13 protein-coding genes and 1 pseudogene are annotated in these 15264 nt (G+C 68.6%); 7 read left to right on the forward strand and 7 right to left on the reverse strand.

Translation table 11 applies throughout. The features are described from left to right. Positions 1-9: 9 nt before the first annotated feature. Positions 10-159 carry a hypothetical protein gene (locus OG241_RS33005; RefSeq protein ID WP_405820499.1) on the forward strand — a complete coding sequence of 50 codons (150 nt, stop codon included), beginning with the start codon at positions 10-12 and terminating at the stop codon, positions 157-159. Positions 160-183: 24 nt separating this feature from the next. Here the strand turns inward: OG241_RS33005 and OG241_RS33010 are convergent, their stop codons facing one another. Genes OG241_RS33010 through OG241_RS33025 form a run of 4 tightly spaced genes read right to left on the reverse strand, consistent with a single transcriptional unit; the run spans position 184 to position 5466 of the window. After that, positions 184-2199, reverse strand: a complete 2016-nt coding sequence (locus tag OG241_RS33010; protein ID WP_405820501.1) for a beta-galactosidase — start codon at positions 2197-2199, stop codon at positions 184-186. 47 nt (positions 2200-2246) lie between these two features. Further along, a complete protein-coding gene (locus tag OG241_RS33015; RefSeq protein WP_405820502.1) occupies positions 2247-3140 on the reverse strand; it encodes a carbohydrate ABC transporter permease in 894 nt (297 codons plus the stop codon). Next, positions 3137-4117 (reverse strand): carbohydrate ABC transporter permease, encoded by a 981-nt coding sequence (locus tag OG241_RS33020; protein WP_405820504.1) that lies wholly within the window; start codon positions 4115-4117, stop codon positions 3137-3139. The genes OG241_RS33015 and OG241_RS33020 overlap by 4 nt, the downstream gene beginning before the upstream one ends. Before the next feature lie 38 nt (positions 4118-4155). Next, positions 4156-5466: an ABC transporter substrate-binding protein gene (locus OG241_RS33025; RefSeq protein WP_405820506.1), complete on the reverse strand. Its 1311-nt coding sequence runs from the start codon at positions 5464-5466 to the stop codon at positions 4156-4158. 528 nt (positions 5467-5994) lie between these two features. Between OG241_RS33025 and OG241_RS33030 the strand changes: the two genes are divergently transcribed. From OG241_RS33030 to OG241_RS33050, 5 genes and pseudogenes are all read left to right on the forward strand, one after another. Further along, entirely contained in the window at positions 5995-7032 is a 1038-nt protein-coding gene (locus tag OG241_RS33030; RefSeq protein WP_405820508.1) for a LacI family DNA-binding transcriptional regulator, read from the forward strand. Between the two features lie 226 nt (positions 7033-7258). Then, complete coding sequence (locus OG241_RS33035) at positions 7259-9313, forward strand: RICIN domain-containing protein (RefSeq protein ID WP_405820509.1); 2055 nt, start codon at positions 7259-7261, stop codon at positions 9311-9313. A gap of 980 nt (positions 9314-10293) precedes the next feature. Then, positions 10294-10455 (forward strand): annotated as a pseudogene (locus OG241_RS33040) (transposase); the annotation flags it as partial. A gap of 92 nt (positions 10456-10547) precedes the next feature. Next, entirely contained in the window at positions 10548-11024 is a 477-nt protein-coding gene (locus OG241_RS33045) for a hypothetical protein (RefSeq protein ID WP_405820511.1), read from the forward strand. Positions 11025-11124: 100 nt separating this feature from the next. Further along, on the forward strand, positions 11125-11643 hold the full coding sequence (locus OG241_RS33050) for a hypothetical protein (RefSeq protein WP_405820513.1): 519 nt from the start codon (positions 11125-11127) through the stop codon (positions 11641-11643). A 25-nt stretch (positions 11644-11668) separates the two neighbouring features. On the opposite strand, the gene OG241_RS33055 is transcribed toward OG241_RS33050, so the two are convergent. The 3 genes from OG241_RS33055 to OG241_RS33065 form a co-directional block, all read right to left on the reverse strand. Continuing rightward, positions 11669-12271, reverse strand: coding sequence for a TetR/AcrR family transcriptional regulator (locus OG241_RS33055; RefSeq protein ID WP_405820515.1), 603 nt, complete (start codon positions 12269-12271; stop codon positions 11669-11671). Further along, entirely contained in the window at positions 12268-12573 is a 306-nt protein-coding gene (locus OG241_RS33060) for a non-heme iron oxygenase ferredoxin subunit (RefSeq protein ID WP_405826536.1), read from the reverse strand. The genes OG241_RS33055 and OG241_RS33060 overlap by 4 nt, the downstream gene beginning before the upstream one ends. A 1134-nt stretch (positions 12574-13707) precedes the next feature. Continuing rightward, a complete protein-coding gene (locus OG241_RS33065) occupies positions 13708-14562 on the reverse strand; it encodes a helix-turn-helix transcriptional regulator (RefSeq protein ID WP_405820517.1) in 855 nt (284 codons plus the stop codon). A 101-nt stretch (positions 14563-14663) separates the two neighbouring features. On the opposite strand from OG241_RS33065, the gene OG241_RS33070 reads away from it, so the two are divergent. Continuing rightward, entirely contained in the window at positions 14664-15242 is a 579-nt protein-coding gene (locus OG241_RS33070; RefSeq protein ID WP_405820519.1) for a YceI family protein, read from the forward strand. Positions 15243-15264: the final 22 nt, after the last annotated feature.

Here is a 15264-nt window from a genome sequence, read left to right on the forward strand (position 1 = left end):
CCCACCGACGTGCTGACGTGCGGGTCGATCAAGCACCTCCTCTACGTCACCACGGCCCGCTACGGGGTACAGAACCCGACCGCGGCCTCCGGCGCGGTGCTGAGCGTTCCCGCACCGGTCGCGGGAACACCGGCCTGCTCCTGGCGCGCCCGGCACTGACCCGCTCTCCACACCGCCAGGCGATCAGCGGGGCTCGCGGACCACGGCGACGCCTCCCGGTGGGACGGTGACCGTTCCGGCAACCGGTGTGCCGGTGAGGATTTCGACACCTTCGGCAGGTACGTCGGCCCCCTTTCCGGTGTGGTCGATGAGGAACAGGAAGTCGGCCTCCGCGCCCCGGCGCCGGACGACCTCGATCCCGGCGGGCGCGTCCTGCTCCGGTGTCACGCCGGCCTCCCGGCGGATGCGGTCGAGCAGGGCGGCGAGCGTGTCCGGGTCGGGACGGGTGGCCAGATACCAGGCGGAGCCGTCGCCGTGCCCGTGGCGGGTGACGGCGGGGTGGCCGGCCAGCGGGCCGTCGGCGTGCGAGACCACGGCCTGCGCGCCGGTCAGCCGGATGCGCTCCGACCATAGATCGGCCGTGGCACCAGGCGCCACGTCGCCGGTCAGGCCGGTCGTCTCGCCCGGCAGCAGAGGGAAGAGCTCGTCGGTGACCACGCCGAGGACATCACGGAACGCGCCGGGGTAACCGCCCAGGTACACATGGGCGTTCTCGTCGACCATGCCGCTGTGGAAGCCTACGGCCAGCGTGCCCCCGCGTTCGGCGAACCGGGCGAGGTTGACCGCGGCCGCCTCCGCGACCAGGTACAGCGAGGGTGCCAGGACGAGCTTGTAGCGGTCGAGTCCGGGGTCGTCGGGGCGTACGAAATCGACGGCGACCCCAGCCCCCCACAGGGGGGTGTACCAGTCGCGCACCAGGTCCTGGTAGCGCAGCTCGCCGCTGGGCTGGGAGGGCAGTTCCAGAGCCCAGCGGGCGTCCCAGTCCCACACGATGGCCACCTGCGCCGTGCTGGTGGAGTCCCGCACCTCGGCCAACGCCCGCAGGTCCGCGCCGAGTTGGACGACGTCCCGCCAGATCTGGCTGTCGGTGCCGGCGTGCGGCAGCATTGCCGAGTGCCACTGCTCGGCGCCCGCCTTCGCGGCCCGCCACTGGAAGAACGCGATGCCGTCGGCACCGTGCGCCACGTGCGCGAGCGCATTGCGGCGCATCTCCCCCGGCTGCTTGGCGCGGTTGACGGGCTGCCAGTTGACGGCGCCGGTCGAGTGCTCCATGAGGAACCACGGCCCGCCCGCGAGCGAACGCATCAGATCGCCGTGAAGCGCGATGTCGACCTCGGCCTCCGGGTCGTCGGACAGCAGGTAGTGGTCGTTGGAGAGGATGTCCAACTCCGGAGCCCAACGCCAGTAGTCGAGGGCGTCGATGGTGCGCAGGACCAGGAAGTTGGTGGTCGCGGGGGTGCCCGGGGCGGCCCGGCGCAGTACGTCGCGCTCGGCGGTGCACAGGGAGAGCAGTTCGTCCGAGCAGAAGCGGCGCCAGTCCAGCTGGTGGGTGGGGTTCGGGGGAGCCGCGGTGGTGCGGGGCGGCAGGATCTGGTCCCACGTGTAGTACCACTGGCTCCAGAACGTGGTGCCCCAGGCATGGTTGAGGGCGTCCAGGTCGTCGCCGTAGCGGGCCCGCAGCCAGGTGCGGAAGGCGGCGGCGCTGGTGTCGCAGTAGCAGGCGTCGTTGTGGCAGCCGTACTCGTTGTGCACGTGCCACATGGCGACGGCCGGGTGATCGGCGTAGCGCTCGGCGAGCGCACCGGCGATCCGCAGCGCCGCTCTGCGGTAGGCCGGGCTGCTGGAGCAGAACGTCTGGCGGCTGCCGTACGACAGTTTCCTGCCGTCCCTGTCGACCGGCAGCGCTTCCGGGTACGTGTGGAAGAACCAGGCCGGCGGCGCCGCCGTCGGGGTCGCCAGGTCGGCGGCGATGCCGTTCTCCTGGAGCAGGTCGAGGATCTTGTCCATCCGGGCGAAGTCGTAGACGCCCTCGGCCGGTTCGAGCAGCGCCCAGGAGAAGATGCCGACGCTGACCATGGTCACCCCGGCCTCGCGCATCAGGCGCATGTCCTCGGCCCAGACCTCCTCGGGCCACTGCTCGGGGTTGTAGTCACCCCCGTAGGCGATTCCAGGAATGCGAAGACGGCGTGCGGTACTCACTGGTGATGCTCCGGGAGGGGTGTAGGGGAGGGGCAACTGGGGGTGTATCAGCCCTTGTTGGCGCCCAGCGTGAGGCCGCTGACGAACTGCCGCTGCAGCGCGAAGTACACGATCAGCGTCGGGATCGCGGTCAACAGTGCACCCGCGGCGACCAGGTTGGGGTCGGTGAAGTACTGGCCGGAGAGGTTGTTCAGGGCCGAGGTGATCGGCATGTTGTCGCCGGTGGAGATCAGGACCAGTGCCCAGAAGAAGTCGTTGTAGATCCAGATGGACAGCAACGTGGCCAGGGCCGCCATCGCGGGCTTGCACAGCGGCAGCACGATCTGCCAGTACAGGCGCCAGACGGAGGCGCCGTCGACGAGGGCGGCCTCGGTCAGTTCGTGCGGGAGCGAGCGCATGTAGTTGGCGAGCACGAAGGCACAGAAGCCTGACTGGAACGCCACGTGGATCAGGACCAGGCCCAGCGCGGAGTCGTACAGCTTGCCGCTCATGGTGATGCCGGGCAGGTCGATGAGCAGGTACAGGCGGTACAGAGGGGTGATGATGACCTGCTGTGGCAACAGGTTGCCCGCGGTGAAGACCAGCAGGAGGGCGAGGTTGAGCCGGAAGTCGAAGCGGCTGACGTAGAAGGCGACCATCGAGGACAGCAGCAGTGTGACCAGCACCGCCGGGACCGCGATGAGCAGCGTGTTCCCGAAGTAGTGGAGCATGTCGGACTGCTCGAAGGCGTTGGTGAAGTTGTCGAGGCTCAGTTTGTCGGGCCAGGACACGTAACCCTTCTCGCTGGTTTCGGAGTAGGGCCTCAGTGCTGAGAAGGCGGCCCACAGGAGAGGGGCCAGCCAGGCCAGGGCCGTCACGACCAGGAAGGTGTGCAGCAGGACGCGGGCGGGGCGGACGGGGGTGCGCTGCTTGGCGCCGAGCGCCACCGTGGGGGTGCTCATGCGCTGCGCTCCTTGCGGAAGGTCGAGATCAGGTAGGGGATGATCACGACGAGGGAGATCACCAGCAGGACGACGGCGATCGCGGAGCCGTAGCCGATGCGGCTGGACTCGCCGATGATGTTGTTGGTGATCAGGATCGAGAGCAGTTCGGTGCCCTGGGCGCCCTTGTTGAAGACGAAGACGAGGTCGAAGGCGCGCAGCGCCTCGATGATGGTGACGACCAGGACCACGGTGTTGGTGGGGCGCAGGGTCGGGAAGATGACGTTCTTGAACGTCTGCCACTCGTTCGCGCCGTCCAGCGAGGACGCCTCCCTGAGGGAGGGGTCGACGCCCTTGAGACCGGCCAGGTAGAGGATCATCATGTAGCCGGTGTGCCGCCAGCAGGCGGCCACCAGAATGGCCCACAGGTTGAGGTGCGGGTCGCCGATCCAGTCGATGTAGTGGCCGGGCTTGTTGGCCCCGATGAGGCTGTTGATCAGGCCGGTGTCGGGGTTGTAGACCAGCTGCCACACGAACCCGGTCACGGCCAGCGAGACCACGACCGGCAGGAAGAGGGCGGTCTGGTAGACCCGGCTGAAGCGGATCTTCTTGTCCAGCTGGACGGCGAGGAACAGGCCGAACGGCGTCGGGACCAGGATCAGGACGACGAACCAGATGACGTTGTGCTGGACGGCGGGCCAGAACTGCGGGTTGTCACCGAACAGTTGCTGGAAGTTGTCCAGCCCCACCCACTTGATGGAATCGAAGCCGATGCCGTCCCAGCTGGTGAAGGCCAGGGCGATCGAGGCGAGGGCGGTGACCCAGACGAGTGCCACGTGCAGGATGGTGGGCACGCCGGCCATCAGGCCGAGCGTGATCCGGTCACGGCGGGTCAACAGGCGCCGGTGGCCCTGCGGAACCCGCTTCTTCGGAGATGCGGGGCCCGGAGGCAGCACCGCGGCCGCCTCCGGGGTCTTCGTGGTCGTTTCGGAGCTCATGGTGTCGGTGCTCATCCGCTTCAGAAGGGGGATCGGTCTCAGCCGGACGCGAAGATCGTCTTCTTCTGGCGCTCGATCGAGGACAGCAGGCTGTCGATCCCCTTGGGGTCGCGGACGAACTTCTGCAGCGCGGGCTGCATCACCGTCGAGGTGAAGTCCGGCCGGCTGTCGCGGTCCATGAACTGGGTGAGATGCTTCGCGCCGCTGATCATCTCGTAGCCCTTCTTCTGAAGGGTGCTGTAGCCGGAGGTGTCGGCCTTCGTGGAGGCGGCGATAAGGCTCGGGTCGGCCTTGAGGTAGATCTCCTCGGCCTGGGCCGTGCCCAGGAATTCGAGCAGTTTGACGGAGCCGGCGTGGTTCTTGGGCTTCTTGCTGAGCATGATGCCGTCGGTCGGCGCCTCGACGGTGTCCTGCCCGTACGCCGGGTCGATCTCGGGGAAGGCGAAGAAGTCGAGGTCGTCCAGGTCGGCCTTGTTGCTGAACTGCTGGGCCACGAACATGCCGAGCATGTACATCCCGGCCTTCTTCGCCACCAGCGTCTGGGCGGCGTCCTGCCAGGTACGGCCGACCGCGCCCTCCTGGTGGTAGGGGAGGGTCTCGGCCCAGGTGTCGAAGACCTTGCGGACCTTCGCGTCGGTCCACGATGCCTTGCCCGCCATCAGTTCGACGTGGAAGTCGTAGCCGTTGAGGCGGAAGTTGATCTGGTCGAAGGAGCCCATCGCCGGCCAGGCGTCCTTGTCGCCGAATGCGATCGGGACGAGGCCGTCCTTCTTCATCTGCTTGCACAGGGCGACGTATGCGTCCCACGTGGTTGGGACCTCGTAGCCGTACTTCTGGAAGACGCTCTTGCGGTAGAAGACCGCCCACGGCGATGTGGTCAGCGGCACCAGGTAGTACTTGCCGTCCTGACCCTTGCTCAGGTCGTGCATCGCCGACGGGAAGTTGCCCCCGATCGTCTTCCACACGTCGTCGATCGGGGAAGCGAGACCCTTGGCCGCGAAGAACTGCATCCGGTAGCCGGCGAACCACTGGAACACGTCGTCCGGCGTGCCCTGCAGATAGGTGTTGATCTGCTCCTGGAACGTGTTGTGGTCCTTGGTGTTGATGTCGACCGCGATCCCGGACTGCTTCGTGAAGGCCGCGTAGACGTCGCCGTATCCCTTCTTCGGGACGGCGTCGGACGCGTTGGAGCCCACGGTGACGGTCTTGGTGTCCGACGAGGCGGAACTGCCGGCGCAGGCGCTCAGCAGGGGGATGCCGGTACCCAGTACCGCGGCTCCGCCGAGTCCGCGGAGCACGGTGCGGCGGCTGGTTCCGGACATGGGCTGACCGGGGGAGGAACGGTGCATTTCGGCTCCTACAGGGCTGGCGGTACCCCGGTATGGCACGTCAGCCGGACGGGGGTATGACGGAGGGCGGGTCGTCGAGGGACCGTTTGGAGGTCGGTCGCGAGCCGGAATCCAACACGATCGAACAAACACGATCGTCGGACGCCAGGAAGCGTGAACGCTGTGTGGACTCGCTGTCAAGACTTTCCGTCCGGTAATCCATGACGGGGCGGCTCCGGCCGTAAGTCCCATCTGCCGGCAGCCGGGCGGGGCGGACGGGGCCGACATGGCTGGGCATCGAACCGTCCCGGGCTCCCCAATTGGCGATTGAGCTGCAGGATTGCCTCGCGGTCACGCCTTCCTCGGACGGCTCGAGCGCCTCGCTCCGCCGGCCCGCAGGCCTCGATGCCGTCCCGTCGGAAGCAAGCGACGTTGCGTGAACCCTTGACGTGCGCCAGGCGGATGCGTACACATTGACCGCGCGGTCAGACCGCGCGGTCACGTAATTTGACCCCGTTCGATGAAGAACGCACGGCCATGGGAGACGTCATGACAACTGGGCTGGAGCGCGGTGCGGGCTCCTCCGCGCCGCGCAGTGAGGACGTGGCCAGGCTGGCCGGCGTCTCACGCAAGACGGTCTCCCGCGTCCTCAACAACGAGCCGTACGTCTCCGAGGAGTCCCGCCGACGCGTCCTGGCGGCCGCCGAGGAACTCGGCTACCGCCTGAACCACGCGGCCAGGGCACTGGCCTCCGGCCGTACCCGGTCCATCGGTGTGGTCGCGCTGGCAACCGCCGGGTACGGAACTGCCTCCCTGCTCGTGGGCATCGAACAGGCCGTACGGGACGCCGGCTACGCGCTGCGCGTGGTCAACACCCCGGACGGCGACCCGCGAAGCATCGCCGCCGCACTGGAATCGCTCCTGGAGCAGGGCGTGGACGGCATCGTCGTCTCCGTACCCGTCGTCGAGGGCGAAGTCCCGCTCGGCGTCGACGTGCCGGTCCTCTTCGTCGGAGCCCCACCCGCCTTCAGCGCCACCCGGACACTGACCGTCGGCGTGGGCGCCCACGAGCTGGCACGCGCGGCCACGGAACATCTGCTGGACCTGGGGCATGCGACCGTCCATCACCTCGCGGGGCCGCGGCGGTGGTACGCCACCAAGGACCGTATCGAGGGATGGCAGGCCGCGCTGGCGGACCGGGGCGCGCACGAGCCCCCCGTACTGAACGGCGACTGGTCGGCGGCCTCCGGGTATGCCGCGGGCCTCGGGCTGGCCTCGGACCGATCGGTGACCGCGGTGTTCGCCGCGGGTGACGAGATGGCCATCGGCCTCATTCACGGCCTGCGGGAAAGCGGTCGCCGGGTGCCGGAAGACGTCAGCGTCGTCGGTTTCGACGGCAACCCCGTCTTCGCCTACGTCTCCCCGCCTCTGACCACCGTCCGTCAGCCTTTCGAGGCCGCGTCGAGCGAAGGAATCCGGCTTCTCCTCCACGCCATCGAGAAGCCCGACACCGAACTGCCGCCCGCGAACGACCCACCCGTCGAACTCGTCGTCCGCGGCTCGACAGCACCGCCGCCCTCCCTCTGACCCACCCCACCCCCTCGTGCCACTGCCCCGGCACACCCACCCGCTGGGGCACCCCATCTCCGCCCTTCCGCGCTTGTCGCGCCGCGCCCCCGCGCCCCCCGCGCCCGCGTGCCGCGCCCGGCGGTGTCGCCCGGCTGTCCCCGGGCCAGGCGCCCAACAAACCCCGCCGCGTCACTCCGAGCCGGCGGACACCGAAACACACCTTCCCCTTCCCCTGGGAGCCGCAATGTCCCTTGCCCGCACAGGCGCCAGACCCGGCGCCGCTCCGCGTTCCCGTCCCGTCTCCTTCGTCACCCTGGCCTTCATCCTGCTCGTCTCGGTGCTGACCATGGTCGTACCCGCCGGCCGGGCGGACGCCCTGGCGCGTCCCTCGCAGACGATGTACACCCCGCCGTCGGGCGCACCCTCGCCCGGATCGCTCTACCCACGGGCGATGCGGATGCAGCACAACGGCTCCGCCAACGGCACCATCCTCGCGACGTTCGAGCAGTACACCACCGGCACGCCAGTCCTGCCGATCTACCGCAGTACGGACAACGGCAACTCCTGGTCGAAGATCTCCGAGGTCGCCGACACGCAGAACGGCTGGGGCATGCGCTGGGAGCCCGAGCTGTTCGAACTGCCCGCGGCGGTGGGCGACTTCCCGGCCGGGACCATCCTGGCCGCCGGCGCCTCGGTTCCCTCCGACCGCTCGGCCATCAAGATCGATGTCTACGCCAGCACCGACCGCGGACAGACCTGGACCTTCGCCGGCAACATCGCGACCGGCGGTCCGGCGTTCGACGCGAACGGCAACACTCCCGTGTGGGAGCCGTTCTTCCTCTACGCCAACGGCAAGCTGATCGTCTACTACTCCGACCAGCGTGACCCCGCCCACGGTCAGAAGGTCGTGCACCAGGTCACCACGGACCTGCACACCTGGGGTCCGGTCGTGGATGACGTGGCGATGCCCACCTACAGCCAGCGCCCGGGCATGCCCACCGTCGCGAAGCTGCCCAACGGCAACTACGTCATGACGTACGAATACGGCGGCTCGCCCTCGGGCAACTTCGCCGTCTACTACAAGATCTCCGCCGACCCGGAGGCCTTCAACTCCGTCACGGGCATTCCCCTGCAGGCGACGGACGGCACGATACCCACCAGTACGCCGTACATCACGTGGCTGCCCACGGGCGGTCCGAACGGCACGCTGGTCGTCAGTGCCTACAGCACCAGTGACCTGTTCCTGAACACCCAGAACGGCGCAGCGAACACCTGGACGCGCATCAGCTCCAACGTCGCCGGCGGCTACAGCCGCGGCATGGTGCCCCTGTCCGACGGCCACAGCCTGCTCGTGCTCAGTGGCGGCAGCGGCGGCCCCAACCTCTCCAACCCCGTCACCTACAGCACCATCGACCTGGGCGGCGGCATCTCGGACGGTGCCACCTACACCGTGTCGAACGCGGGCAGCAACCTCCAGCTGAGCATCTCGGGCGGCTCCGCCACCAACGGCACGAACGCCACCCAGCAGAACGCCGACAACGCCACCGACCAGCAGTGGCGCTTCATACAGCAGAGCTCCGGCTACTTCAAGATCCTCAACGTCGCCAGCGGCAAGGTCCTCGGCGTGGAGAACCAGTCCACCGCCGACGGAGCGAAGATCCTCCAGTGGGACGACAACGGCACCCTGGACCACGAGTGGGCCGTCGCCCCGAACCCGGCCGGCGGCTACAGCCTCACCAACCGCGTGACCGGCAAGTACCTGGAGATCCCGAACGCCTCCACCGCCACCGGGACTGCCGCCGGCCAGTGGAGCGCCACCAGCTGCGCCTGCCAGCGCTGGAACGTCACCCAGACCGCTCTGCCGGCGCTGGGCACCGGGCAGTACGTCCTCGTCAACAAGAACAGCGGGAAGTACCTGGACATCCCGCAGGGCTCGACCGCCACCAACACGGCAGTCCAGCAGTGGCAGAACTCGGCCTGCTTCTGCCAGCTGTACACCTTCCAGTCCGCCGGCGGCGGAGCCTGGACCATCAAGAACGCCAACAGCAACCTGAACCTGGACATCCGTAGCGGCTCCACCACCGCCGGAGCCGCCGTCGTCCAGAACACGCCGTCCACCGCGAACTCGCAGAAGTGGACCCTCACCGAAGCGGGCAACGGCTACTACAAACTCAAGAACGTCGGCAGCGGTTTCAACGCCGCCGTCGCCCAGTCCTCCACCGCCAACGGCGCGGCAGTCGTGCAGTGGAACGACCTGAACATCGACGACCAGCTCTGGAAGATCGTCCGCATCAACTGAACGGCTTGACGAAGGGCCTCCTGCCGACTCGGGATCGCGATGCGAACCGAGTAGCAGGGGGCCCTGATGGCGGGCCTGAACCCCGCCCGCGCGCCATGAGAGCCGGTGGGCGCTACTGCCTGGTTCGGCGACAGGGCGGGCTGATTCCGTTGCGCCGGCCGTCCCCTACGTGATCGGTACGGTGGTGCCGGGACGACGAGAGGGGCGGCGCGGCCGTGAGGCGATCCCGCACTCGTATCGCCAGGCTCCCCTTCGGAAACGCCGCCCGGGCCACCACCACCGTCTGTTCCGGGATCTCCGGCAACCCCACCGGCCGCATCGACATCCGTACCGCCTCCAGGACCGCACGACAGGAAGGCGACCCCGCCAACGATCATCGCCGACCCGGCCTTACCCCCGCAGCGAATTGCGCACCAGAGTCACCGGTGGGATCAAAACTGGGACCACAGTGTCGTGCATGGCTGGAGGATCGGTGATGCAGGCAGTCGGAGGGCCGAAGCGGCAGCAGCGCAACGGGCCGCGAGGTCGGCCGCGACCAGGACGAACGTGCCGATCAACGCCGAGCACACCAGCGGTAGTTGGGGCGTCCGGGCCAGCCTCCGGCAAGGTGATCGGGCAGGAGACGTCGTCGTTGTCGGCGTGCAGGCGGACGGTGAGCTGGGTGATTTCGTACGGGCGTCGTTGCTGCTGCGCGGGGCATCGGCGAGATGAGCGGCCAGGCAGGGGAGAGCGTCGAGAAGCTCCGCGAGGCTGTCGGCTGTCGGGGGCGTGGCGGTACCGAGAGTTCGGAGCGCACTGCAAGCCGCCCTGACCGGCATCGCCCGCTTTCCGGCCTGCGCTTGGCTTGAGGCTTATGGTTCGTAGTCGAACATGACCTCGAACTTGCTGAAGTTTTCGGCTGGCTGCCGGACGTGAGAGCGGCCTTCGCCTGATCCTGTGCTCCGTCACAGAGGCACTTGACCAGCGCGAAGGTCGTAGCCATGAGTCTGCTGCAGCGGGATGTCCCGCAGGATGCGTTTGCTGAACTGTCATGCTTCCAGATGGAGTTCTATGCCTGCCTGACCCAGCGCCCCGACGCCTTGTGCGAGCTGAGTGACGCCCTGCTCTGTGCGGACGGCCCGGTAAGGACGTTGGTCGAGCTGAAGTCCGGCTGGAGTACCTAGTGCTTTGTTCCGAGGCAGGCTGCGCCGAAAGACCGATCCGTTTTCGTGCGGGCGCTCCTAGGGTGATCTACATGAGCAACGCAGCGCACAAGACCTCCAGCGACCGCGCGATGGACGTGGTCCGGGGCTACGTGGACCACGACGGCGTCGCGGTCCGTGAGGCGCTGGACAGTCTGGACACGGCCGGCTCCTTGGAGGTGCACGCGATCCTGAACGGCCTGGTGCGCTCCACCATCAGCATCATGGAGCTGACCGGCAGGCCGTTCGCGCTGGAGGACCTGGTTCGGCAGGCCGACGCTGTCGCCACAGTTGCCCCGCTCCACTACGAACTCGCCGTGTCCGAGGCGACGCGGGCGTGGGCTCGCGGTGACCAATCGGCGATGCGCGCGGTTTCGTGCCGGGATCCGACCGGGGCCGTGCACATCACGGCCGTGGGCGTGGTCGTTCTGGGGCTGGCGCTGTGGGGCAGGACCGGATTCCTCGACGTTCTCGCGGAGTTCCATGAGGCAGCGACCGTGCTCACGGAGGAATGGCCCTCCGGCGCCTGACCGCTCAAAACGGCGCCCCGGGCTCCAAGACTCTCGTCGGCTTCGTCGTCGGTGCCCACCTGCCTGCGAAGCCGGCGAGAACCTCCACCGAGGACGGAATATGAACCTCGGATCCCCGCTGGCCGCCCTGTTCCCCGGCACCTCGGGCCGACTCCTCACCGCCCTCGTCGGCTATCACAGCGCCGACGCGGTCGGGCCGCTGCCTCTCGACGAGCTGTCCAAGAACGCCGCGGTGAGGTCGGCCCAGCTGGAAGTGGCACTCTTCCGGCTCGGCCCGCTCGGCCTCGTCGCGCCCAGGCGCAGAGGCCCGAGCCACACATCTCGCGCCCGGCCATGTCGCCTGGGGCTCCCTACGCCAGCTGACAGACCTGCGCGGCGCTGTCATCGACATGGTCGACAGGCATGCCGCGAACCGGCACCGGACTACCTGGCCGTCAACGGTGCCGTCGTCGAGGGAACAGCCACGCGTCCCGCGGGCGTACTGGAGCTGATCGTCGTACCTCCGCCGACCGCCCAGGCCGACTGGCACGGCGACCTCGTGATCCACCGCATCGCCCAGAACAATGAAGAGGAGGAGGCCATGGGTGAGCCGAACGCCGTGCGCGTCTTCCTCGCGTGACAACGGACGCGCGGGAGGCGAGCGTTCATCGTTCGTCGGCGCCGGTCACCCGTCGCACCAGATCCGACCATGTGCTCTGTAGGCGGGCGGTGGTGACCTGGTCGTCGTTGCGCAGGTGGTCGAGGGTCTCCAGGTCCACGAAGGCGAGCAGGGCGTGGGCGATCATGGTGTGGTCGCCCACGACTCCCGCCTCCCGCAGCAGCGAGGTGACGTGGTGGCGGAAGGCCCGGCCGTAGCGTGACGTCCGGCGGCGCCCGATGGGGACCCGACGGCCCAGCGCCGGGCCCAGGTCTGTCTCGTCCGCGACGCGCTCGATCAGAGCACAGCCGAAGGCCGTCAGCCGGTCCTGCGCCGATACTCCTGGCCCCAGAGGGGGCGGACCTGAGGTGTATGCGTCATAGAACTCCGCCTCGACGTGGTCGAGCAGAGCCAGCAGAAGTCCGTCGCGGTCGCCGAACCGGCGGAAGAGCGTGCCCTTGCCCACCCCGGCGACCTGCGCGACCTCGTGCATCGTCACGCGCTCGGCGCCCCGCTCGGCCACCAGCCAGGCAGCCGCTTCCAACAGCCGGGCACGGTTGCGGACGGCGTCGGCACGCTCCCCCGTAAACTCGCCCGAAGGCTCGGTCATCCATCGCTCCGGGGTACAACATCGACGTATACGCATCCACCCTCGATCCGCACCGGATACACCATGACAGGCCGCGTGGCCGGCGGGTCGAGCGGCTTGCCGGTGCGCAGGTCGAAGCGGGAGCCGTGCAGCCAGCACTCGACCGTGCACCCATCCACCTCTCCTTCGGAGAGCGAGACCGCACTGTGCGAGCACACGTCGTGGATCGCGAACACCTCATCCCCGGTCAGGACCAGCGAGACCGGCACGCCCTCCACCTCGAACGTCGGGCGACGCCCTTTTCCAGTACGTCGGACTTGCAGACATAGGCGTAGCCGTCGGTGGGCATCGAACTCCTCGTGTGCGTCCAAATAGCGATCACCCGCTCCACCTGGGTCGTCGGTCGGCCAGGGAGCGTCACGCGTGTGATCTGACCGCCCACGCTAGCGACGTGGCCGGGCGTGGAGATCCGCCTTCGGCCCGATCCGCCCTCGGCACATGGACCTAGTGCTGGCCGCATACACTGCTCGCAGTCCCGTGAACTCGGCGCGCCGAGGTTGTGATCCACCCCGCCACCATGGCGTCGCCTCCGCCGCCGTGAGCACCCGACGGACTTTCGGCTGACTACACGATGTTGAGACCAGAGGCGTGCCGGTCCCGGAGGAACACCAGGTCGGGGTCGTAGACCGCAGCAGCTCGAGCGCCTTCTCGGTTGCCGGTGACTTCCAGGCGACGTCGTCCGCGACCTCGACCGGCCAGCCCGTGCGCGACGAATCAGTGCTATCGCCGCCTCGACGTCGTCGCCTGCGGCCGGCAGCAGCGCGGTGACTACGAAGCGTGTGTCCTGGCGCCCCAGGACGCACAGATCACGCACGATCGTCGACACCCACTCGCCACACGAGGAATCTCCGAACGTTCGTGACGCCCGAGAGCTGCCCCTGCTCGAACCGGTCGGCAGGTGGGGGCCGGCGAACTGGTGAACTGCCCACGGGAGACCAGCAGTCCGCAGGCCGCACACTGATGAGCCCCTTCGCGCAGACCACACCGTAGGCGCGAAGGGCCTCAACCCCCGGCCGCCGGCGAAATCGTATGGGACTCGGACGTCCGCACTGCCAACACCGTCCCCGATCAGCGCGCGCCTGACCGTCTACAGTTCCACAAGATCTTTCTGTCCATGCGGCTTGACGCTGGTCCGCGTGGGGTGTCTTGTCCCCGACGACCGTGCCATGCCGGGCGGGAGGGCGGCCTACGGGCCTGCGGACCCGTATCTTCCGCAGCACAGGGATGAACGAGGGCCGTCTACAGCCTGGCCCGCAGTCCGTGCGAACGCCGACGCCATGTGCGGGCGTCGGCAAGGCAGAGGCAATCAACTCCGCAAGTTGATGAGCTGGGTGAACGACGGTGCACGGGGCAGACGGCGACGGGGTCGGCGGGCCGACCGGGGCGACCCCGTGGCGTCAGCCGCTCACCGCTCGCAGGGCTCCGGGCCTGCGGCCGTTGAGACGGTCGAGCGCGGTGGCCGTTGCGTCGTCGGCCGGGAGGTGCACCACCAGGCGCTGGCCCTCGTCCGAGAACGTGAGCGTCTCGTACGACAGGCGCAGGCGGCCCGCCGCAGGGTGGTCGACGAGCTCGGTCCCGAATCGGGTGGGCAGGGCCGGAACGGCGAGCCGGTCGCTGAACGGCGCCCCCACCGTCGCGGTCAACTCCTCCGCGAGGGCGGCTACATACGGGTCGTGCGGCGAGGCCTCGTCGCGAAGATGGGCGACCTGCTCGTCGGCCAGCCTGTCCCATCCCGGGTACACCGCGCGTGCCCGGGCATCGGTGAACAGATACCGCATCATGTTGGGCGGCTCACCGTCGAGCAGGCCGAGCGGGCGGGCATACCGCTCATAGCCCTGGGTGCAGGCCACGATGTCACCGATCCAGTTGAGCAGGACGGCCGGTGCGGGCTCCAGGCGGTCCAGCAGCGACTGGACGGTGGCGCGCACTGTACGCACCGGCGGCACGGTGACCGACTGGCACACAGCCTTGGCATCGCCGTGGTCCTTGGCCAGCCGGTGCAACAGGAGACGGTCCGCGTGCGACAGGCGCAGGGCGTCACCGAGGGCGCCGAGGACCGGGGGCGAGGGGTTGCGGTCGCGGCCCTGTTCGAGCCGGGTGAGGTACTCGATGCTGATGCCGGCGAGGGTGGCCAGCTCGGCCCGGCGCAGTCCCGGAGTGCGGCGGCGCAGGCCCGCGGGCAGGCCCACCGCGGCGGGGGTGACAGCTTCACGGCGGGCGCGCAGGAAGGTGCCCAACTCGTTGTCGTTCACCTGTCGAACCGTACAACGCGTGCCGTCGCGGAGGATGGCCCTGCCACTACTACCCTTCGCCCGGTCTCCCTCCCCCGCCTCGTAGCTCGCACGATGAAGCCATGAGCATTGAAAACTCCGCGAACATCACCGCCGCGTCCGTCGCCGCGCTGCCCCTCTCCCCGGGCGACTGGGAATTCGACCCCTTTCACTCGGCGGTCGGCTTCACCATCCGCCACCTCGGGATCGCCAAGGTGCGGGGCCGGTTCACCGAGTTCAAGACCGGGCTGTACGTCGGTGAGACCGCCGACGATGTGCGGGTGAGCGCCGAGATCGCGCTCGCCTCCATCGACACCGGCAACTCCGACCGTGACGCGCACACCCGCTCCGCCGAGATCCTTGATGTGGAGAAGCGGCCGACGATGACGTTCCGCTCGACGCAGGTGTCCGGAGAGGGCGAGGACTGGACGATCGCGGGGGATCTGACCATCGGGGACGTGACCCGCCCGGTCACGCTCGCTGTCGAGTTCGGCGGGGTGGTGGACTCCCCCATGGACCAGAGGAAGCACGCCGGGTTCGAGGCGACGGGCGAGATCCGGCGCAGCGACTTCGGGCTGGACTTCGGCACCGGGCTCCTCGGCGATGTCGTCAAGCTTCACCTGGACATGCAGTTCGTCGCACCGCAGAGCCAGGACGGCTGACCGAGGACGGGCCGCTCCTCAC

Origin of the sequence: Streptomyces sp. NBC_01390, assembly GCF_045040105.1 — a bacterium.
GTDB lineage: Bacteria > Actinomycetota > Actinomycetes > Streptomycetales > Streptomycetaceae > Streptomyces.